The organism is Streptomyces sp. NPDC056296, assembly GCF_042268605.1.
GTDB lineage: Bacteria > Actinomycetota > Actinomycetes > Streptomycetales > Streptomycetaceae > Streptomyces.
This window is the reverse complement of sequence record NZ_JBHJRX010000097.1, coordinates 1-20,268: the sequence shown is the minus strand read 5'-3', so window position 1 is coordinate 20,268 and position 20,268 is coordinate 1. Positions and strand designations below refer to the sequence as shown.

Annotated in this window: 13 protein-coding genes, 1 tRNA gene and 1 rRNA gene; 14 read left to right on the top strand and 1 reads right to left on the bottom strand. The window is 69.9% G+C overall.

Annotation, left to right across the window (positions count from 1 at the left end; all coding sequences use genetic code 11):
* From rrf to ACFCZF_RS39025, 3 genes are all read left to right on the top strand, one after another.
* A 5S ribosomal RNA gene (gene rrf / locus ACFCZF_RS39035) occupies positions 1-82 on the top strand; the annotation flags it as partial.
* Between the two features lie 113 nt (positions 83-195).
* Positions 196-858, top strand: a complete 663-nt coding sequence (locus ACFCZF_RS39030) for a DegT/DnrJ/EryC1/StrS family aminotransferase (protein WP_376675701.1) — start codon at positions 196-198, stop codon at positions 856-858.
* A gap of 78 nt (positions 859-936) precedes the next feature.
* Positions 937-1,012, top strand: a tRNA-Thr gene (locus ACFCZF_RS39025).
* Positions 1,013-1,068: 56 nt separating this feature from the next.
* On the opposite strand, the gene ACFCZF_RS39020 is transcribed toward ACFCZF_RS39025, so the two are convergent.
* On the bottom strand, positions 1,069-3,819 hold the full coding sequence (locus tag ACFCZF_RS39020; protein ID WP_376675700.1) for a SpoIIE family protein phosphatase: 2,751 nt from the start codon (positions 3,817-3,819) through the stop codon (positions 1,069-1,071).
* Between the two features lie 393 nt (positions 3,820-4,212).
* On the opposite strand from ACFCZF_RS39020, the gene ACFCZF_RS39015 reads away from it, so the two are divergent.
* From ACFCZF_RS39015 to ACFCZF_RS38965, 11 genes are all read left to right on the top strand, one after another.
* Complete coding sequence (locus tag ACFCZF_RS39015) at positions 4,213-9,687, top strand: HAMP domain-containing protein (protein WP_376675699.1); 5,475 nt, start codon at positions 4,213-4,215, stop codon at positions 9,685-9,687.
* Between the two features lie 417 nt (positions 9,688-10,104).
* A complete protein-coding gene (locus tag ACFCZF_RS39010; protein ID WP_376675698.1) occupies positions 10,105-10,779 on the top strand; it encodes a two-component system response regulator in 675 nt (224 codons plus the stop codon).
* A 156-nt stretch (positions 10,780-10,935) separates the two neighbouring features.
* A complete protein-coding gene (locus ACFCZF_RS39005) occupies positions 10,936-13,692 on the top strand; it encodes a DNA translocase FtsK (RefSeq protein WP_376675697.1) in 2,757 nt (918 codons plus the stop codon).
* A gap of 261 nt (positions 13,693-13,953) precedes the next feature.
* Positions 13,954-14,814, top strand: a complete 861-nt coding sequence (locus ACFCZF_RS39000) for a helix-turn-helix domain-containing protein (protein ID WP_376675696.1) — start codon at positions 13,954-13,956, stop codon at positions 14,812-14,814.
* A 91-nt stretch (positions 14,815-14,905) separates the two neighbouring features.
* Complete coding sequence (gene rimO / locus ACFCZF_RS38995) at positions 14,906-16,387, top strand: 30S ribosomal protein S12 methylthiotransferase RimO (protein WP_376675695.1); 1,482 nt, start codon at positions 14,906-14,908, stop codon at positions 16,385-16,387.
* Positions 16,384-17,202, top strand: a complete 819-nt coding sequence (gene pgsA / locus ACFCZF_RS38990) for a CDP-diacylglycerol--glycerol-3-phosphate 3-phosphatidyltransferase (protein ID WP_376675694.1) — start codon at positions 16,384-16,386, stop codon at positions 17,200-17,202. Before rimO ends, pgsA begins: the two co-directional genes overlap by 4 nt.
* Positions 17,199-17,744, top strand: coding sequence for a CinA family protein (locus ACFCZF_RS38985; RefSeq protein WP_376675693.1), 546 nt, complete (start codon positions 17,199-17,201; stop codon positions 17,742-17,744). Before pgsA ends, ACFCZF_RS38985 begins: the two co-directional genes overlap by 4 nt.
* 109 nt (positions 17,745-17,853) lie before the next feature.
* Positions 17,854-18,234: a helix-turn-helix domain-containing protein gene (locus tag ACFCZF_RS38980; protein ID WP_007387871.1), complete on the top strand. Its 381-nt coding sequence runs from the start codon at positions 17,854-17,856 to the stop codon at positions 18,232-18,234.
* A 206-nt stretch (positions 18,235-18,440) separates the two neighbouring features.
* Positions 18,441-18,911, top strand: a complete 471-nt coding sequence (locus ACFCZF_RS38975) for a Dps family protein (protein ID WP_375915824.1) — start codon at positions 18,441-18,443, stop codon at positions 18,909-18,911.
* A 350-nt stretch (positions 18,912-19,261) separates the two neighbouring features.
* Positions 19,262-19,630, top strand: coding sequence for an ArsR/SmtB family transcription factor (locus ACFCZF_RS38970; protein WP_376675692.1), 369 nt, complete (start codon positions 19,262-19,264; stop codon positions 19,628-19,630).
* Positions 19,630-20,115 (top strand): SRPBCC domain-containing protein, encoded by a 486-nt coding sequence (locus tag ACFCZF_RS38965; protein ID WP_376675691.1) that lies wholly within the window; start codon positions 19,630-19,632, stop codon positions 20,113-20,115. Before ACFCZF_RS38970 ends, ACFCZF_RS38965 begins: the two co-directional genes overlap by 1 nt.
* Positions 20,116-20,268: the final 153 nt, after the last annotated feature.

The window sequence follows — 20,268 nt, the reverse complement described above, 5'->3', positions numbered from 1 at the left end:
CATTTCGAACCCGGAAGCTAAGCCTTACAGCGCCGATGGTACTGCAGGGGGGACCCTGTGGGAGAGTAGGACGCCGCCGAACAATCATTCAAAGGGTTGGACCCCGAACTTCGGTTCCGGGTCCAACCCTTTTTTGTTTTCCGTCACTTGAAGTTCACGTTGCGCTACGACCATCCTCGTATGGGTACCGCAGCAATGCTCAGGGCCGTCGGCGTAGGAGTCGGTGACGAGGTCGTCGTACCTGCCTTCGGGAACGTGGAAGTCGCCGAGGCCGTGGCGCTGGTCGGCGCGTTGCCGGTGTTCGCGGACATAGATCCGGAGACGTACTGTCTGGACGCCTCCTCGGTGGAGGCGGCGCTGACGTCGCGGACCGCGGCCGTGGTCGCCGTACACCGGTTCGGGCGGCCGGCGGACATGGGGCCGCTGCACGGAGTCGGGCAGCGGCACGGGCTGCTCGTGCTGGAGCAGGGCGAGTCCGAGATGCCGTACGACGAGATGGCGCAGCGCAGGCAGCGGGCCGCCTATCTCGACGGGAAGTTGAGGGGCGTGCATACCCCGGACTGGGGTGAGGGGCACACATACCAGCAGTACGTGGTGCGGGTGCCGGGCAACGGGCGGCCGGATCGTGACGCGTTCGCCAGGGCCGTGCGGGGGAGGGGAGTCGAGTGCCGGGTGCCGGTGAAGACGCCCGTTCACAGGATGCCCGGATTCCGGCGGTGCGTGTCACTGCCGGAGACGGAGCGTGCCGCCGACGAGACACTGGCGCTGCCGGTCGACGCCTCGTTGACCAAGCGGGACATGCAGCGGATCGTGTCCGCCTGCAATGCCCTGGGAGGGCTGCTGCAGCCGGCTTTCTGAAAGCCGTGGTTGGGAGCACCGGTCTGTTCGGGGTATGATCTATTCCGTTGCCGCGGGGGAAACCTCGCAAAGCGACAGGCCCCTATAGCTCAGTCGGTAGAGCGTCTCCATGGTAAGGAGAAGGTCAACGGTTCGATTCCGTTTGGGGGCTCCATCGAAAAGGCTCCGCCCAATTGGGCGGAGCCTTTTCGCATGTTCTGGTTCGGCGGGTCAGTCCGCGTGCGGCTCCGGGACGCGCATCGCGAGAATCGCCATGTCGTCGGACGGGGCGTCCGAGGCGAAGCGCTCGACCGCGCGCATGATGCGCGCCGCCACCGCGCCGGCCGTGAGGCCCGTGCACGTGGTGAGGACGTCAGCGAGGCCGTCGTCGCCCAGCATGCGCGTGCCCTCGCGGCGTTCGGTCACGCCGTCCGTGACACAGAGCAGTACGTCGCCCGGGTCGAGGGTGACCGTCTCCTCGTACAGCTCCAGGTCCTCGATGACGCCGAGGAGGGGCTGCGGCTCCGCCGCCGGTTCGACCGTGCCGTCCTGACGCAGGCGGAGCGGGAGCGGGTGGCCGGCGCAGACCACCTTCAGCTCGGCGCTGCCGTCCTCCTGCGGGCGCATCTCGCCGTAGAGGAGGGTGAGGAAGCGGCTGCGGGCACCCTCGTCGAGGATGGCCGAGTTGAGGCGCTCCAGGACCGCCGGGCCGCTGAGCCCCTCGCGGGCCAGCAGGCGCAGGGCGTGCCGGGCCAGGCCCGTGACGGCCGCCGCGTTCGGGCCCGTACCGCAGACGTCGCCGATGGCGAAGCCGTAGGCGCCGTCGCTGATGGGGAACAGGTCGTAGAAGTCGCCGCCGACCTCGTTGCCCTCGCCGGCCGCGCGGTAGATGACCTCGACCTCGACGCCGTCGATCAGGGGAAGCTCGGGCGGCAGGAGGCTGCGCTGGAGGGACTGGCTGATGGCCGTCCGCTCCGAGTAGAGGCGGGCGTTGTCCAGGGCCAGGGCGGCTCGGCGGGACAGGTCCTCGGCCAGTTCCAGGATCTCCTGGCGGAAGTGCTCGTCGGTCGGCTTGCCGAGCGTGAGCATGCCGATGACGCGGTTGCGGGCGACCAGCGGGAGGACCACGGTCTCGCCGCCGACCGCGGAGGCCGTGGCCAGGGTCGGGCCGATTCCGGAGCTCAGCTTGGGTGTCGGGCCGCCGCTCAGGCCCAGGTCGCGCATGGAGGTGCGCAGGGCCGCCTGGTGGGCCAGCTCGCCGGGAGCCGTCCACACGCGGGCGCCCGGGGAGGGGACCGGGTCGGGCGGGGCGATCTTCGAGAGCAGGGACTTGATGCCGTCGATGAGCTCCTCGTCCTCGTGCAGGACGTAGGAGAGGTACGGGTCCGAGGCCTGGTCGGCGATCGTGTAGACGGCGCACCAGGTGGCCAGGGTCGGGACCGTCATCTGGGCCATCAGGGCCAGGGTCTGGTCGCGGTCCAGGGTGCCGGCGAGGAGGTCGGAGGCCTCGACGAGGAAGCTGAGGGAGCCTCGGCGCAGCCGTTCCAGCTCGCCCAGGCGGGCGGACTCGACGGCCAGGGCGATGCGGTCGGCGGCGAACTGGAGGCGCAGGGCCTCCTCGTTGGAGTACCGGCCGGCGGACTCGGCCGCGACGCCGAGGGAGCCGGTGAGGCGGCCCTCGACCTTGAGGGGGACGGTGACGACCGAGCGCATGCCGGTGCCGTTCAGCAGCGGGACGGCGCCGGGGACGGCCTCCAGGTCGTCGTGGACGGCGGGCATGCGGGCGGAGCCGTAGCGTCCGGGGCCGGCCTCGACGGGGACGCGGGCGAAGCGCTGGCGGGCGGAGGGCAGGCCGGTGGAGGCGCGGACCTCCAACTCCGTTTCGTCGTCGGTCGCCAGGAGCAGGAAGGCGGCGTCGGCGTCGAGCATGTCGCGGGCGCGCTCGACGGTGCGCTGGAGCAGCCCGTCGAGGTCGTCCGGGGCGGGGGAGCCGATGAAGACCTCGAAGGGATCGGCACTCTGGCTCTCGCCGGACGACGAGTCGGAGGCCGGCGCGCGCATCGGGGTCTGCAGGACGGCGCGTTCGTTGTCCCGGACGAGGAGGCAGACCGTGGAGGGTTCACCGCCGGCGTCACGGACGCGGAGGTGGGAGGCGTAGACCGGTGTGACGCGGCCGTTGGCGCCCCGCATGCCGTAGCTGCCCTCCCAGCGGGAGAGCTGGAGTGCCTCGGCGATACCGGTGCTGGTGCCCGGCGTGTGCGGCCAGGCGGCGAGGTCGGTCAGCGGCTTGCCGATGACCTGCTCGGGGGCGTAGCCGAAGAGTTCCTCGGCGTCCTCGTTCCAGGACGTGACGGCGCCGGTGCGGTCGATCTGGACGACGGCGACGCGGACGCGGGCGTCGGCGAGCGGGAGCAGATCGGCCGGGAGGGAGGGGCCGGCGGCGCGGGTGCCGACCGGGCGCTCCGGGAGGTGGAGGTGGAACCAGACGTTCTTCAGCGTGGGCGTGTACTCGACGCCCCAGCGGTCGGCCAGGGCCGCGCACAGCTGGAGGCCGCGGCCGCCCTCGCGGTCGAGGTTGCCCATGTCGGCGGGGGAGCCCTGGAGGGGGACCTCGCGCTCGGGGTAGTGGTCGGCCACCTCGATCCGTACGCCGTCGTCGCTGCGCAGGCACAGGATGTCGGCGGTGGTGCCGGCGTGCACCACGGCGTTGGTCACCAGTTCGCTGGTGAGCACCACCGCGTCGTCGACGATGTCGGCCTGGCCCCAGCCCTGGAGCGTGTCCCGGACGAAGGACCGGGCGCTCGCCACCGATCGTCCGACGGGCTCGAAGCTGGCGGCCGCGCGCGCGGTGATCACAGAACTCCTCGACCCTCTCTCCCCGTGCACGGCCTCATGGCCGACCGGCTCGCGCCGCTGCTGCGGCAGTCCACCCGTCGGCCCGGGATCCGGGGGCTGCTCCCCCGGGATCAGTCCGGTGGTCATGTCCGGCCGCCCCTCCGATGCCCGCTCGTCTCCGTGCCACCGCCCAGGCCGGACGGACCGGCACGGCTGGACAGCCGCATGCAAGGTTACTTACCTTCGCTGTCCCTGCGGATGCCGGTCTGCAGTGTTTCCGCCCAGAGGGTGTGCGGACGATGTGCGAAGCTGCCGAACTGTTATGGCCTGGTTCGGCCGGGGTGAAACACTGGGCAAGCTTCTAATGAAGGTCCGGGCAGGTTGAATGCGCACCGAGTGCGGCGGGCAGCAGCCCCGGAAGCGGTCGGACGAGCCGGTCCGGATCGCGTGGCAGCACAGAGAGTACGCGGCAGTAACCGGTTCGCCGAGTGGTGGCAGCCGGGCACAGCAGTAACGGTCGACCCCTGCGGGAGGGACACAGTGGAGTCTGGCGCAGCGACGCGGGGCACTAAGACGCGCGCGAAAGGCGGACAGTCCCTGAGTAACCAGGGCAAAACGCGGGGCGGAAGTACGACCGTGGACACGGCCGCGCTGAATCGGCTGCTGACGGCCCTGGTCGCCATGCGGGAGGGCAACTTCCGCAAACGGCTCACGGTGTCCGGCGACGGCGTGATGTCGGAGATCGCGGCGGTCTTCAACGAGGTGGCCGACCGCAATCTGCACCTCACGGGCGAGCTGGCCCGGGTGCGGCGCATGGTCGGGCGTGAGGGGAAACTCACGGAGCGGCTGGAGACGGGTGCCTGCGAGGGGTCCTGGGCGACCGCGATCGACAACTCGAACGCGCTCGTGGACGACCTCGTACGGCCCGTCTCCGAGGTCAGCCGGGTGCTGTCGGCGGTGGCGGACGGTGATCTGTCGCCGCGTATGGAGCTGCGGACGCAGACGGCGGAGGGCGCCGGGCATCCGCTGCGCGGTGAGTTCCTGAAGGTCGGGCGGACCGTGAACAACCTGGTCGACCAGTTGTCGACGTTCACGGACGAGGTCACGCGGGTGGCCAGCGAGGTCGGTACCGAGGGCAAGCTGGGCGGACAGGCCCAGGTGCGCGGTATGTCCGGTTCGTGGAAGGACCTCACGGATTCCGTCAACACCATGGCGTACCGGCTCACCGCGCAGGTGCGGGACATCGCGCTGGTGACGACGGCGGTGGCCAAGGGTGATCTGTCCCGGAAGGTCACGGTTCACGTGGCCGGCGAGATGCTGGAGCTGAAGAACACCGTCAACACGATGGTGGACCAGCTCTCCGCGTTCTCCTCCGAGGTGACGCGTGTCGCCCGGGAGGTGGGCACCGAGGGCGCCCTGGGCGGGCAGGCCCAGGTGCCGGGCGTGGCCGGTGTGTGGAAGGAGCTCACCGACTCCGTCAACACCATGGCCGGGAACCTGACGGCCCAGGTGCGCGAGATCTCCCACGTGACGACCGCGGTCGCCAACGGCGACCTGTCGAAGAAGGTGACGGTGCCGGCCCGGGGTGAGGTCGCGCAGCTCGCCGAGACCATCAACCAGATGACCGAGACGCTGCGGATCTTCGCCGACGAGGTCACGCGCGTCGCCAACGAGACCGGCGGCGAGGGGCAGCTCGGAGGTCAGGCGAACGTGCCGGGCGCGGCGGGGATCTGGAAGGACCTGACGGACTCCGTCAACACCGTCTTCCGGAACCTGACCACCCAGGTGCGCGACATCGCCGCGGTGACGACGGCCGTGGCCAGTGGTGACCTGTCGCAGAAGGTCACCGTGGACGTGGCCGGCGAGATGCTGGAACTGAAGAACACCGTCAACACGATGGTGGACCAGCTGTCCGCCTTCGGTGCCGAGGTCACTCGGGTGGCCCGTGAGGTCGGTGTCGAGGGTGAGCTGGGCGGTCAGGCGCAGGTGCCGGGGGCGGCGGGGACATGGAAGGACCTGACCGACTCGGTCAACACCGCGTTCCGCAACCTCACCGGTCAGGTGAGGAACATCGCCCAGGTGACGACGGCGGTGGCCAACGGTGACCTGTCGCAGAAGGTCACGGTGGACGTCTCCGGCGAGATGCTCCAGCTGAAGAACACCGTGAACACGATGGTGGACCAGCTGTCGAGCTTCGCCGACCAGGTCACCCGGATGGCCCGGGACGTGGGTACGGAGGGCCGTCTCGGCGGTCAGGCCCGCGTCGACGGGGTGTCGGGGACCTGGAAGGAGCTGACGGACTCCGTCAACTTCATGGCGGGCAATCTGACCTCCCAGGTGCGGCAGATCGCCCAGGTGACGACGGCGGTGGCGCGAGGCGACCTGTCGCAGAAGATCGACGTCGACGCGCGCGGGGAGATCCTGGAGCTGAAGAACACCATCAACACGATGGTCGACCAGCTCTCCGCCTTCGCCGAGCAGGTCACCCGGGTCGCCCGCGAGGTGGGCACGGAGGGCCGCCTCGGCGGTCAGGCGCAGGTGCCCGGCGTCGCCGGTGTGTGGCGCGACCTGACCGACTCGGTGAACGGCATGGCCGGGAACCTGACCGCGCAGGTGCGCAACATCGCGCAGGTCGCGACGGCGGTGGCCCGCGGTGACCTGTCCCAGAAGATCACCGTGGACGCGCGCGGGGAGATCCTGGAGCTGAAGAACACCCTGAACACGATGGTGGACCAGCTGTCGTCGTTCGCCCAGGAGGTCACCCGGGTGGCCCGTGAGGTGGGCACCGAGGGCATCCTCGGCGGGCAGGCGGAGGTGCAGGGCGTCTCGGGCACCTGGAAGGACCTCACGCAGTCCGTGAACGGCATGGCCAACAACCTGACCATGCAGGTCCGCAACATCGCCGAGGTCACGACGGCCGTCGCCAAGGGTGACCTGTCGAAGAAGATCACCGTCGACGCCAAGGGCGAGATCCTCGAACTCGTCACCACCGTCAACACGATGGTGGACCAGCTGTCGTCCTTCGCCGAGCAGGTCACGCGCGTGGCCCGCGAGGTCGGTACGGAGGGCATCCTGGGCGGCCAGGCGAGCGTGCCCGGTGTCGTGGGCATCTGGAAGGACCTCAACGACAACGTCAACCTGATGGCCAAGAACCTCACCGTTCAGGTGCGGAACATCTCCCAGGTGGCCGCGGCGGTCGCCAACGGAGACCTGACGCGGACGGTGACGATCGAGGCCCGCGGCGAGGTCGCGCAGCTCGCCGACACCTTCAACACCATGGTGCGGACGCTGCGGTCCTTCGCCGACCAGGTGACCAAGGTGGCCCGTGAGGTGGGCACCGACGGCATCCTCGGCGGCCAGGCGCAGGTGCCGGGGGTGGCCGGCACCTGGAAGGACCTCACCGAGTCGGTGAACCAGATGGCGTCCAACCTGACCGGTCAGGTGCGCAACATCGCCATGGTGACGACGGCGATCGCCAAGGGCGACCTGACCAAGAAGATCGACATCGACGCGCGCGGCGAGATCCTGGAGCTCAAGACGACCATCAACACGATGGTCGACCAGCTGTCGTCCTTCGCCGAGGAGGTCACCCGCGTGGCCCGCGAGGTGGGCACCGAGGGCCAGCTCGGCGGTCAGGCACGCGTGCGTGACGTCGACGGCACCTGGCGGGACCTGACGGAGTCCGTGAACGAGATGGCCGGGAACCTCACCCGGCAGGTGCGTGCCATCGCGCGCGTGGCGACCGCGGTGACGCGCGGCGACCTCAACCTGAAGATCGACGTGGATGCCTCCGGGGAGATCTCCGAGCTTCAGGACTACATCAACAAGATGATCGCCAACCTGCGCGACACCACGATCGCCAACAAGGAGCAGGACTGGCTCAAGGGCAACCTGGCCCGGATCTCCGCGCTGATGCAGGGCCGCCGGGACCTCCAGGACGTGGCCTCGCTGATCATGAGCGAGCTCACCCCGGTGGTCTCCGCGCAGCACGGCGCGTTCTTCCTCGCCATGCCCCACGTCGAGGGCCAGGAGCAGGCCGGTGCCGACGGCGACCAGTACGAGCTGCGCATGCTCGGGTCGTACGGCTACTCGATGGGCTCCATGCCCACCTCGTTCCGGCCGGGGGAGGCGCTGGTCGGCACGGCCGCCGAGGAGAAGCGCACGATCCTGGTGGAGAACGCGCCGAGCGGCTATCTCAAGATCTCCTCCGGGCTCGGGGAGGCCCCGCCCGCGCAGGTGATCGTCCTGCCGGTGCTGTTCGAGGGGCAGGTGCTCGGCGTCATCGAGCTGGCGTCCTTCACCCCGTTCACGCAGATCCAGAAGGACTTCCTCAACCAGATCGCCGAAATGATCGCCACGAGCGTCAACACCATCTCCGTCAACACCAAGACGGAGGTGCTGCTGAGCCAGTCGCAGGAGCTGACCGAGCAACTGCGCGAGCGGTCGGAGGAGTTGGAGCAGCGGCAGAAGGCGCTCCAGTCGTCCAACGCCGAACTGGAGGAGAAGGCCGAGCTGCTGGCGCAGCAGAACCGCGACATCGAGGTGAAGAACACCGAGATCGAGGAGGCGCGGCAGGTCCTGGAGGAGCGCGCCGAGCAGCTGGCGGTCTCCATGCGCTACAAGAGCGAGTTCCTCGCCAACATGTCGCACGAGCTGCGTACGCCGCTCAACTCGCTGCTGATCCTGGCCAAGCTGCTCGCCGACAACGCGGACGCCAACCTGTCCCCGAAGCAGGTCGAGTTCGCCGAGACGATCCACGGCGCCGGCTCCGACCTGCTCCAGCTGATCAACGACATCCTCGACCTGTCGAAGGTGGAGGCGGGCAAGATGGACGTCTCCCCGACGCGCATCGCGCTCGTCCAGCTCGTCGACTATGTGGAGGCCACCTTCCGGCCGCTGACCGCGGAGAAGGGCCTGGACCTGTCGGTGCGGGTGTCGCCGGAGCTGCCCGCCACGCTGCACACCGACGAGCAGCGGCTCCTCCAGGTGCTGCGCAACCTGCTGTCCAACGCGGTGAAGTTCACCGACTCGGGCGCCGTCGAGCTGGTCATCCGGCCGGCCCGGGACGACGTTCCGCAGGCCATCCGGGAGCAGTTGCTGGAAGCCGGTTCGATGACCGACCCGGACGCGGAGCTGATCGCGTTCTCCGTGAGCGACACCGGTATCGGGATCGCGGCGAGCAAGATGCGGGTGATCTTCGAGGCGTTCAAGCAGGCGGACGGCACCACCAGCCGCAAGTACGGCGGTACGGGCCTGGGGCTGTCCATCTCGCGGGAGATCGCGCAGCTGCTCGGCGGTGAGATCCACGCGCAGAGCGAGCCGGGCCGCGGGTCCACGTTCACGCTCTACCTGCCGCTGCACCCGAGCGAGCTGCCCGCGCACGGCTACCAGCAGCCCCTTCCGGCCCTGGAGCCCGGCGGTGCGCTCGCCACCCCGGGCGCCCTGCCCGAGCTGCCCGGGTCGCAGACGGAACCGCCGGCCGAGGTGAGGTCGTACCAGGACGCGCGGAACGGTGCCGCGGCGCTGTTCAGGCGCCGCCGCAGGGCGGTCCCGGAGACCGAGGACCTGCCCGCCGCGCGGGAGCAGCGGCCGGCCGCCGAGCAGGAGGCTGCGCCGCAGTCGAGCCGGGGCATCCGGTTCGGTGGCCAGAAGGTGCTGATCGTCGACGACGACATCCGCAACGTCTTCGCGCTCACCAGCGTCCTGGAGCAGCACGGCCTGTCCGTGCTGTACGCCGAGAACGGACGCGAGGGCATCGAGGTCCTGGAGCAGCACGAGGACGTGGCGGTCGTCCTGATGGACATCATGATGCCCGAGATGGACGGGTACGCCACGACCACGGCGATTCGCCGGATGCCCCAGTTCGCCGGTCTGCCGATCATCGCGCTGACCGCGAAGGCGATGAAGGGCGACCGGGAGAAGGCGATCGAGTCGGGCGCGTCCGACTACGTGACCAAGCCGGTCGACCCCGATCACCTGCTGACGGTGATGCAGCAGTGGATGCGGGAGGAGTGAGGAGTAGGTTCGGACGGGCACCGGACGGTACGTACGGCAGGGTGCTCGCGGTACGTGCGGGCAGTGTGCCCGCGGTACGTACGGGCACCGTCCGCGCGGCACGTTCGGGCAGTGTGCGAACGTGGGGTGTACGCGAGTGGCGGGAACCTTCGGCGTTCACGCGGAGTTGCTGACTCAGTGTGCCCGAAGTCGTGTAGAAGTACGGGATTCGGGGAACCTTCTGGTCTCCCGCTGCGTTTCTGCTACGTGCACAGTGACATCGCGGTGACAGGGTGTGGCGACAGGCGGGGTGCGGCTACGATGACCGGCACAAGGACGGGCGGCGCAAGGGAGTCGTCCCCTGGGGCGGCGCCCGCCGGTGCTGCCCCAAGTCCTGCGGACAGGGGAGGCCCCACGCCGGGGCGAGGAGGGCGGGCCATGGTGCAGAAGGCCAAGATCCTCCTGGTCGATGACCGGCCGGAGAATCTGCTGGCGCTGGAGGCGATCCTCTCGGCGCTCGATCAGACGCTGGTGCGGGCATCGTCCGGGGAGGAAGCGCTCAAAGCACTGCTCACGGACGACTTCGCGGTCATTCTGCTGGACGTCCAGATGCCGGGCATGGACGGTTTCGAAACCGCCGCGCACATCAAGCGACGGGAGCGGACCCGGGACATCCCGATCATCTTCCTCACCGCGATCAACCACGGCCCGCACCACACCTTCCGGGGGTACGCGGCGGGCGCGGTGGACTACATCTCCAAGCCGTTCGACCCGTGGGTGCTGCGCGCGAAGGTCTCCGTCTTCGTCGAGCTGTACATGAAGAACTGCCAGCTGCGCGAGCAGGCGGCACTGCTGCGCCTCCAGTTGGAGGGCGGCGACAAGGCCGCGGCCGGTGAGGCCAAGGAGCCGGCGGGGCTGCTCGCCGAGCTGTCGGCGCGGCTGGCGGCCGTGGAGGAGCAGGCCGAGGCGCTTTCCAAACAGCTCGGCGACGAGTCGACGGACGCGGCGGCGGTGGCGACGGCGGCGCATCTGGAGCGCAAGCTCACCGGACTGCGGCGGGCGCTGGACGCCTTGGAGCCGGGCGCGTCCGGAGGCCAGGCCGCGGTCAACTGAGGTCCGTTGGCGGGCCGGGCCCTGTGGGCCGGCCCGTGAGGACAAGTCAGCGCGTGTACCGGAGGCGTCAGTGCCGGTCTCCTGCGCGGGCGACACGAACGGGTGAAGCGGTGGGCACACGTGTCGACCGCCGTCTCCCCCGGTAACCTCACACCTATGGCCTCACGTCCCTCCGCAGCCAAGAAGCAGCCCGCGAAGAAGGCGGCCGCTCCCGCGAAGGGTCCGGTGAAGAAGGCCGCCGCGAAAAAGACGCCCGTGAAGAAGGCGCCCGCCAAGAGGGCCGTGGTGAAGAAGCCCGCGCCCAAACCGGCACCCAGCCCGACCGGAGGCGTCTACCGCCTCGTGCGCGCCCTCTGGCTGGGCATCGCGCACGCCGTCGGCGCCGTCTTCCGCGGGATAGGGCAGGGCGCGAAGAACCTCGACCCGGCGCACCGCAAGGACGGCGTCGCGCTGCTGCTGCTCGGCGTCGCGCTGATCGTCGCCGCGGGCACCTGGGCCGACCTCAAGGGCCCCGTCGGCGACCTCGTCGAGATCCTCGTGACCGGCGCCTTCGGCCGTCTCGACCTGCTGGTGCCGATCCTGCTCGGCGCCGTCGCCGTGCGCCTGATCCGGCACCCGGAGAAACCCGAGGCCAACGGCCGGATCGTGATCGGCCTGTCCGCGCTCGCCATCGGCGTCCTCGGCCAGGTGCACATCGCCTGCGGCTCACCGGCCCGCGGCGACGGCATGCAGGCCATAAGGGACGCCGGCGGCCTCATCGGCTGGAGTGCGGCGACCCCGCTGTCGTACACGATGACCGACGTCCTGGCCGTGCCGCTGCTCGTGCTGCTCACCGTCTTCGGGCTGCTGGTCGTCACGGCCACTCCGGTCAACGCCATCCCGCAGCGGCTGCGGCTGCTCGGTGTACGGCTCGGCCTCGTCCGCGACACGGAGGCGGAGGCCGACGCGTTCGGCGAGGACGACGAGCGCTACGAGGAGCAGTGGCGCGAGGCGCTGCCGGCCAAAACCCGCAGGCGCGGCGGGGGACCGGCCGCGGAGCCGTACGACCCCGACGTGGCCGAGGAGGAGGCGCTCACCCGGCGTCGCGGCAGGCCCAGGCGGTCCGCCGTGCCGCAGCCCGAGATGAACCGGCCGATGGACGCCGTGGACGTCGCCGCCGCGGCCGCCGCCGCGCTCGACGGCGCCGTGCTGCACGGCATGCCGCCCTCGCCGCTGGTCGCCGACCTCACCCAGGGTGTGAGCACGGGGGACCGCGAGTCGACGCCGACTCCGACGCCCGTGCCGGCCGCGCGGCCACAGCCCGGGAAGCTCAAGCAGGACAAGGCGCGGAAGGACGACCCCGACAACGGCGCGTCGGTCGTCGCCGACCTCACCAAGACGCCGCTCCCCAAGGAGCGGGACCTGCCGCCGCGCGCCGAGCAGCTTCAGCTCTCCGGCGACATCACCTACTCCCTGCCGGCCCTCGACATGCTCACCCGTGGCGGCCCAGGCAAGGCACGCAGCGCCGCCAACGACGCCATAGTCGCCTCGCTGACCACCGTCTTCACCGAGTTCAAGGTCGACGCCGCCGTCACCGGCTTCACCCGCGGGCCGACGGTCACGCGGTACGAGGTCGAGCTCGGGCCCGCCGTGAAGGTCGAGCGGATCACCGCACTGGCCAAGAACATCGCGTACGCCGTCGCCAGCCCCGACGTGCGGATCATCAGCCCGATCCCCGGCAAGTCCGCGGTCGGCATCGAGATCCCCAACACCGACCGGGAGATGGTCAACCTCGGCGACGTGCTGCGGCTCGCGGAGTCCGCCGAGGACGACGACCCGATGCTGGTCGCCTTCGGCAAGGACGTCGAGGGCGGCTACGTCATGCACTCGCTGGCGAAGATGCCGCACATGCTGGTCGCCGGCGCCACCGGCTCCGGCAAGTCGTCCTGCATCAACTGCCTGATCACCTCGATCATGATGCGGGCGACCCCGGAGGACGTCCGGATGATCCTGGTCGACCCCAAGCGCGTCGAGCTGACCGCGTACGAGGGCATCCCGCACCTGATCACGCCGATCATCACCAACCCGAAGCGAGCCGCCGAGGCGCTCCAGTGGGTCGTGCGCGAAATGGACCTGCGCTACGACGACCTCGCCGCCTACGGCTACCGGCACATCGACGACTTCAACCGCGCGGTGCGCGAGGGCAAGGTCAAGCCGCCCGAGGGCAGTGAGCGCGAGCTGCAGCCGTACCCGTACCTGCTGGTGATCGTGGACGAGCTGGCCGACCTGATGATGGTGGCGCCGCGGGACGTCGAGGACGCGATCGTCCGGATCACGCAGCTCGCGCGCGCGGCCGGCATCCACCTGGTGCTCGCCACCCAGCGGCCGTCCGTGGACGTCGTCACCGGTCTGATCAAGGCGAACGTGCCCTCCCGGCTGGCCTTCGCCACGTCCTCGCTGGCGGACTCGCGGGTCATCCTCGACCAGCCCGGTGCCGAGAAGCTGATCGGCAAGGGCGACGGCCTCTTCCTGCCGATGGGCGCGAACAAACCGACCCGTATGCAGGGCGCGTTCGTGACCGAGGAAGAGGTCGCGGTCGTCGTACAGCACTGCAAGGACCAGATGGCGCCCGTCTTCCGCGAGGACGTCACCGTCGGCACCAAGCAGAAGAAGGAGATCGACGAGGACATCGGCGACGACCTCGACCTGCTGTGCCAGGCGGCCGAGCTGGTCGTCTCCACCCAGTTCGGGTCGACCTCCATGCTCCAGCGCAAGCTGCGCGTCGGCTTCGCCAAGGCCGGGCGTCTGATGGACCTGATGGAGTCGCGGAGCATCGTCGGGCCGAGTGAAGGCTCAAAGGCTCGTGACGTTCTTGTGAAGCCTGATGAGCTGGACGGCGTGCTCGCGCTGATCCGGGGGGAGTCTGAAGGGTAGGGAACGGTACGCGAGGGGTTTCTTCAAGGAGGGTCACGGAGGCCGGGTGGCCGATCGTGACTCACCCGTTAGGGATCATTGAGCAACCGTTTCCCCATGGCGTACGTCAAGTTGAGGGAAATGACAAACAGGTAGTCCACCATCGGGACGCGGGGCCATTCCGATGGCGTACAAAGTCCCGTCGCCCGGTTGCCCCACCCGTTTGTACCCCCCCTAGACTGAACGTCCAGCACAGGCGGCTAACGCTCGAAAGGCGCCCCCGTGTCCAACGGCAACTCCCCTGAAGACGAGCGTCCGATCGAAAACGTTTCTGAAGACGTTTCTGAAGACGTTTCCGAGGAAGCCCGCCCCTCCATCGGCCGTGCCCTGCAGCAGGCACGGATCGCCGCCGGGTTGACCGTCGACGACATCACCACCGCCACCCGCGTCCGGATCGCCATCGTGCACGCCATCGAGGCGGACGACTTCGCGCCCTGCGGCGGTGACGTCTACGCGCGCGGGCACATCCGGACCCTCGCCAAGGCCGTCCGGCTCGACCCGGCCGAACTGCTCGCGCAGTTCGACGCCGAACACGGTGGACGTCCGGCGCCGACACCCGCCGCTCCCCTGTTTGAGGCGGAACGCATCCGTCCAGAGCGGCGCGGACCCAACTGGACCGCCGCCATGGTCGCCGCGATCGTCGCGGTGATCGGCTTCGTCGGCTTCACGTTCGTCAAGGGCGACGACGGTGGCTCCGAGGCGAGCGTCGCGGAGGGCGCCCAGCCGACGGCCGGCGAGTCCGCCTCGCCGAGCGCCAAGCCGCAGAAGCCCGCCGACCCGAAGCCGGACCCGACCGAAAGCGCCATCGCCGCCGCGCCCCGGGACAAGGTGACCGTCAAGGTCACCGCCACCGACGGCCGCAGCTGGATCTCCGCCAAGGACCACAACGGCCGCCAGCTCTTCGACGGCCTGCTCAAGCAGGGCGATTCCGAGACCTTCCAGGACAACGAGAAGATCAACCTCGTCCTCGGCGACGCCGGCGCGATCGAGCTGTACGTCAACGGCAAGAAGATCGAGGACGACTTCCAGCCGGGCGCCGTGGAGCGCCTGACGTACACGAAGGGCGACCCGCAGGTCGGATAGGGCGCGGAAGGCGCCCACGTCGACGGGGTCGTCCAAGATCGGGCAACCCCGTCGACGTGGGCTGTCGGCAGGACGAAGTAGTCTTGAGCCCATGCCTGAAAGCCGTACCGTCGCACTCGTCACCCTTGGCTGCGCCCGTAACGAGGTGGACTCGGAGGAGCTCGCAGGCCGTCTGGAGGCGGACGGCTGGAAGCTCGTCGAGGACGCCGAGGAAGCGGACGTCGCCGTCGTGAACACGTGCGGCTTCGTCGAGGCCGCCAAGAAGGACTCCGTCGACGCCCTCCTGGAGGCCAACGACCTCAAGGGTCACGGCAGAACGCAGGCCGTGGTGGCGGTGGGCTGCATGGCCGAGCGGTACGGCAAGGAGCTCGCCGAAGCCCTTCCCGAGGCCGACGGAGTCCTCGGCTTCGACGACTACACCGACATCTCCGACCGCCTGCAGACCATCCTGAACGGCGGCATCCACGCCGCCCACACCCCGCGCGACCGGCGCAAGCTCCTGCCGATCAGCCCCGCCGAGCGGCAGGAGGCCGGTGCCTCCGTGGCTCTGCCGGGGCACGGTCCGACCGACCTGCCCGAGGGCGTCGCCCCCGCCTCCGGGCCCCGCGCGCCCCTGCGCCGCCGCCTGGACGGCTCCCCGGTCGCCTCCGTGAAGCTCGCCTCCGGCTGCGACCGGCGCTGCTCCTTCTGCGCCATCCCGTCCTTCCGCGGCTCCTTCATCTCCCGCCGCCCGAGCGATGTGCTGAACGAGACGCGGTGGCTGGCCGAGCAGGGCGTCAAGGAGATCATGCTGGTCTCCGAGAACAACACCTCCTACGGCAAGGACCTCGGCGACATCCGCCTGCTGGAGTCGCTGCTGCCGAACCTCGCCGACGTCGACGGCATCGAGCGCGTGCGCGTCAGCTACCTCCAGCCGGCCGAGATGCGGCCCGGCCTCATCGACGTACTGACCTCCACCCCGAAGGTCGCGCCCTACTTCGACCTGTCCTTCCAGCACTCCGCGCCGAACGTGCTCCGCGCGATGCGCCGCTTCGGCGACACCGACCGCTTCCTGGAGCTGCTTGACACCATCCGGAGCAAGGCCCCCGAGGCCGGCGTGCGCTCCAACTTCATCGTGGGCTTCCCCGGTGAGACCGCGTCCGACCTCGCCGAGCTGGAGCGGTTCCTGAACCACGCGCGGCTCGACGCCATCGGCGTCTTCGGATACTCCGACGAGGAGGGCACCGAGGCCGCGACCTACGGCGACAAGCTGGACGAGGGCGTCGTCGCCGAACGGCTGGCACGTGTGTCCCGCCTCGCCGAGGAACTCGTCTCACAGCGGGCCGAGGAGCGCGTCGGTGCGACCGTGCGCGTGCTCGTCGAGTCCGTGGAGTCCGCCGACGAGGGCGACGGGGTGCGCGGCCGCGCGGAGCACCAGGCGCCGGAGACGGACGGCCAGGTGCTGCTCACGAGCGGCGAAGGCCTGAGTGTCGGTCGTATGGTCGACGCGAAGGTGGTCGGTACGGAGGGTGTCGACCTGGTGGCCGAACCGCTGCTGGGGTCGCCCGAGTGGAGTGAGGAGGCCGGCAGATGACCGGAGTCCCGGCGTCCGCGGCGGGTGGCTCCTCCGGTGCGCGCAGGGCCGGCCCGCGTGGACCCTCGGGCTCCGCGCAGGGACCGGCGGAGCGTACGCCTTCGGGGGGCGCGGCTGAACGGGGAACGGCTGAACGGGGCGCGACGGAACAGGGCGCCGCGGAACGGGGTGCGACCGAGGGCGGTGTCGCCGGGCGCGGCGGCAAGATCGCGGCCGCCGCCGTCAACCAGGCGAGCGTCTGGAACGTCGCCAACCTGCTGACGATGCTGAGGCTGCTCCTCGTGCCGGCCTTCGTCGCGCTGCTGCTCGGCAACGGCGGGTACGACCCGGCCTGGCGGTCGTTCGCCTGGGCGGCCTTCGCCGTCGCCATGATCACCGACCTCTTCGACGGCCACCTGGCGCGCACCTACAACCTCGTCACCGACTTCGGGAAGATCGCCGACCCCATCGCCGACAAGGCGATCATGGGGGCGGCGCTCATCTGTCTGTCCGCGCTGGGCGACCTGCCGTGGTGGGTGACGGCCGTCATCCTCGGCCGGGAACTCGGGATCACCGTGCTGCGGTTCGTGGTCATCCGGTACGGCGTCATCCCCGCGAGCCGGGGCGGCAAGCTCAAGACCCTCACCCAGGGCATCGCCGTCGGCATGTACGTCCTGGCGCTGACGGGGCCCCTGGCCACCCTGAGGTTCTGGGTGATGGCTGCGGCGGTCGTCCTGACCGTGGCGACCGGGCTGGACTATGTGAAGCAGGCCATTGTGCTGCGCCGCCAGGGAATCGCCGAACGCAGAGCGGCGTTGAAGGAGACGGAAGGTTGAGTTCCACGGCCGCCGACGTGGTGCGACTACTCACTGTCAGGGGCGAGACCCTCGCGGTCGCCGAGTCACTGACCGGTGGAATGGTCGCTGCCGCGATCACGGCGGTCCCCGGGGCATCCAAGGCGTTCCGGGGCTCCGTGACCGCCTACGCGACGGAGCTGAAGCGGGAACTGCTCGGCGTCGACGCCATGGTGCTCGCGGCGCGTGGAGCGGTGGATCCGCAGGTCGCCGCCCAGATGGCGGCAGGCGTACGCAAGGCGTTGGGTGCCGACTGGGGCGTCGCGACGACAGGCGTGGCCGGCCCGGACCCGCAGGACGGACAGCCCGTCGGGACGGTCTTCGTGGCCGTCGACGGGCCCTCGGGAGCGGACGACGGTTCCGCCTCTGGCGGAAAAGTGGAGGCGCTGCGGTTGAACGGCGACCGCGCGGAAATTCGTATGGAGAGTGTACGGAGCGTACTCGCACTCCTTTTGAGGGAGCTTGCGGGCGAACAGACCGGGAATGAGCGGGCACAGGATACGGAACGGAACGGGGGGTTTTGATGTTTGCAGCCCTGAGTGAACACGACATCGCTCCCCGCACGGCCGCGGCGCGAGGCGGTACGGTGGGGCGTGAAGGATGCGGTTACACGGTCCGAGGAGGGAGCCACCGATGATTCTGCTCCGTCGCCTGCTGGGTGACGTGCTGCGTCGGCAGCGCCAGCGCCAGGGCCGTACTCTGCGCGAAGTCTCCTCGTCCGCCCGAGTCTCACTCGGCTATCTCTCCGAGGTGGAGCGGGGGCAGAAAGAGGCTTCTTCCGAGCTGCTCTCCGCCATCTGCGACGCGCTGGACGTACGGATGTCCGAGCTCATGCGGGAAGTGAGCGACGAACTGGCCCTCGCCGAGCTGGCCCAGTCCGCCGCGGCCACGCCCAGCGAGACCGTACCGGCACCGGTGCGCCCGATGCTGGGTTCCGTGTCGGTGACCGGTGTGCCACCGGAACGGGTGACCATCAAGGCGCCCGCCGAGGCAGTGGACGTCGTCGCCGCCTGAGCGTCGAGAACGTGTGCGTGTGAGGCCCCGGCCGGGGTCTCTCCGGGAGGTCCCGGGGAGGTGCGGTCGGGGTTTTTGCGTACGCGCTTGAGGTCTCGCGTGGGCGCGTAACGGGTGTCGGCGGGGGTTTCGCCCGGTTTGCCGGTCCCTGGCGGTGCGGTCATGGTGGAGGGACATGGCCGGGGGGCCGACCGACGGAGGTGTGGATGTACGTCGTGAAGAGCCCGTTGTCCGACGCGAACCTGAAGACCGTGTCCGAGGCGTTGCAGGGTGGCCTCGTCGACCTGGTGGACCTGGCACTGGTGGCGAAGCAGATCCACTGGAACGTGGTCGGTCCGCGCTTCCGTTCCGTACACCTTCAGCTCGACGAACTCGTCGGTACCGCGCGTACGCACTCCGACACCGTGGCGGAGCGTGCCTCGGCGCTCGGTGTGTCCCCGGACGGGCGTGCCGCGACGGTGGCCGTCGGCAGCGGCATCGATGTGACCCCGGAAGGGTGGGTCGACGACACCACCGCGGTACAGACGATCGTGGACGCCCTGGGTGCGGTGATCGGGCGGATGCGGGAGCGGATCGGGGCGACCGGGGATCCGGATCCCGTGAGCCAGGACATCTTCATCCAGATCACGGCCGACCTGGAGAAACAGCACTGGATGTTCCAGGCCGAAAACGGATGACGCGGTTATGACCTCCGCGCGGGCTGCTTGCCGGGCGGCCGCGCTGGGGCTCGGTGCGCTGTGGTGGTGGGCCGTGCTGCGTCTGGCGCTGGAGCCCGGCGCGGGGGTGCTCGAAGGGGCCGTCGCGGTCGGCGGCTGGGGGCTGAGTGTGCTGCCGGTGCACTGTGTGCCCAGGCGCCGGGCCGGGGGGACCTTGGGTGTGGGGCGGTGGCGACGAGCCCTGCGGCGCGGAGCCGGGGGCGCCTCGGCCTCCTCCTCGCGTTTGGGTGGGCCGTGAGCGTGGTCGCCGACGTGCGGGAGCTTTACAGCGGGCTGTGACGGAGCTAACGTACAACTAAATGGTTGTAGATATGGTTTCCGAAGTAGCCGAAGAGGGCGTGGACCGCTTGTTCCAGGCCCTGGCCGACACGACGCGCCGCGACATCCTGCGTCGCTGCGTACGGGACGACCTGTCGGTGTCGCGACTGGCCGAGGCCTATCCGATGAGTTTCGCCGCGGTGCAGAAGCACGTGGCGGTACTGGAGCGGGCCGGTCTGGTCGTCAAGCAGCGCTGCGGACGGGAGCAGATCGTGCGCACCGACCCCGACGCCGTGGGCCGGGCCCGGCAGGCACTGGACGAACTGGAGACGGCCTGGCGCGGCCGGGTGGAGCGGATGTCCCATCTGCTCGCCCAGGACGCGGAACCCGATGCACACGACCCGACGGAAGGACAGCTCTGATGAGTGTCACCAGCTTGGACAAGGATCTCGACACCCTGACCTTCACCCTGATCGCCGACTTCGCCGCGCCCGTCGAGCGGGTGTGGCAGCTGTGGTCCGACCCGCGGCAGCTGGAGCGCTGGTGGGGCCCGCCGACCTACCCGGCGACGGTGGAGGAGTACGACCTGACCCCGGGCGGAGACGTCACGTACTTCATGACCGGACCGGAGGGTGACAAGCACCGCGGATGGTGGCGGATCACCTCGGTCGACGCGCCGACGTCCCTGGAGTTCACCGACGGATTCTCCGACGCGGACGGCGTGCCGAGCGCCGACATGCCGACGACCACGACCCGGGTCACGCTCACCGAGCGCGACGGTGGGACTCGCATGGAGATGCGCTCGGCCTTCGACACCCGGGAGCAGATGGAGCAGCTCGCGAAGATGGGCATGGAGGAGGGGCTGCGCGAGGCGGTCGGCCAGATGGACGGCCTGCTCGCCGGCTGAGCACGTCGGCTCAGAGCTCGGCTCGGCGCGTAGGCAGGAGTCATACCGGCCCGGGGGGGGGTGCGGTGGCAGTGGGGGCGGTCGGGGGCGGTGCCGGAGCGGGGGGATAGGGAAGGAGCAAAAGAAGAGGGGGGTGCCCAGAGGAGCGCCCCG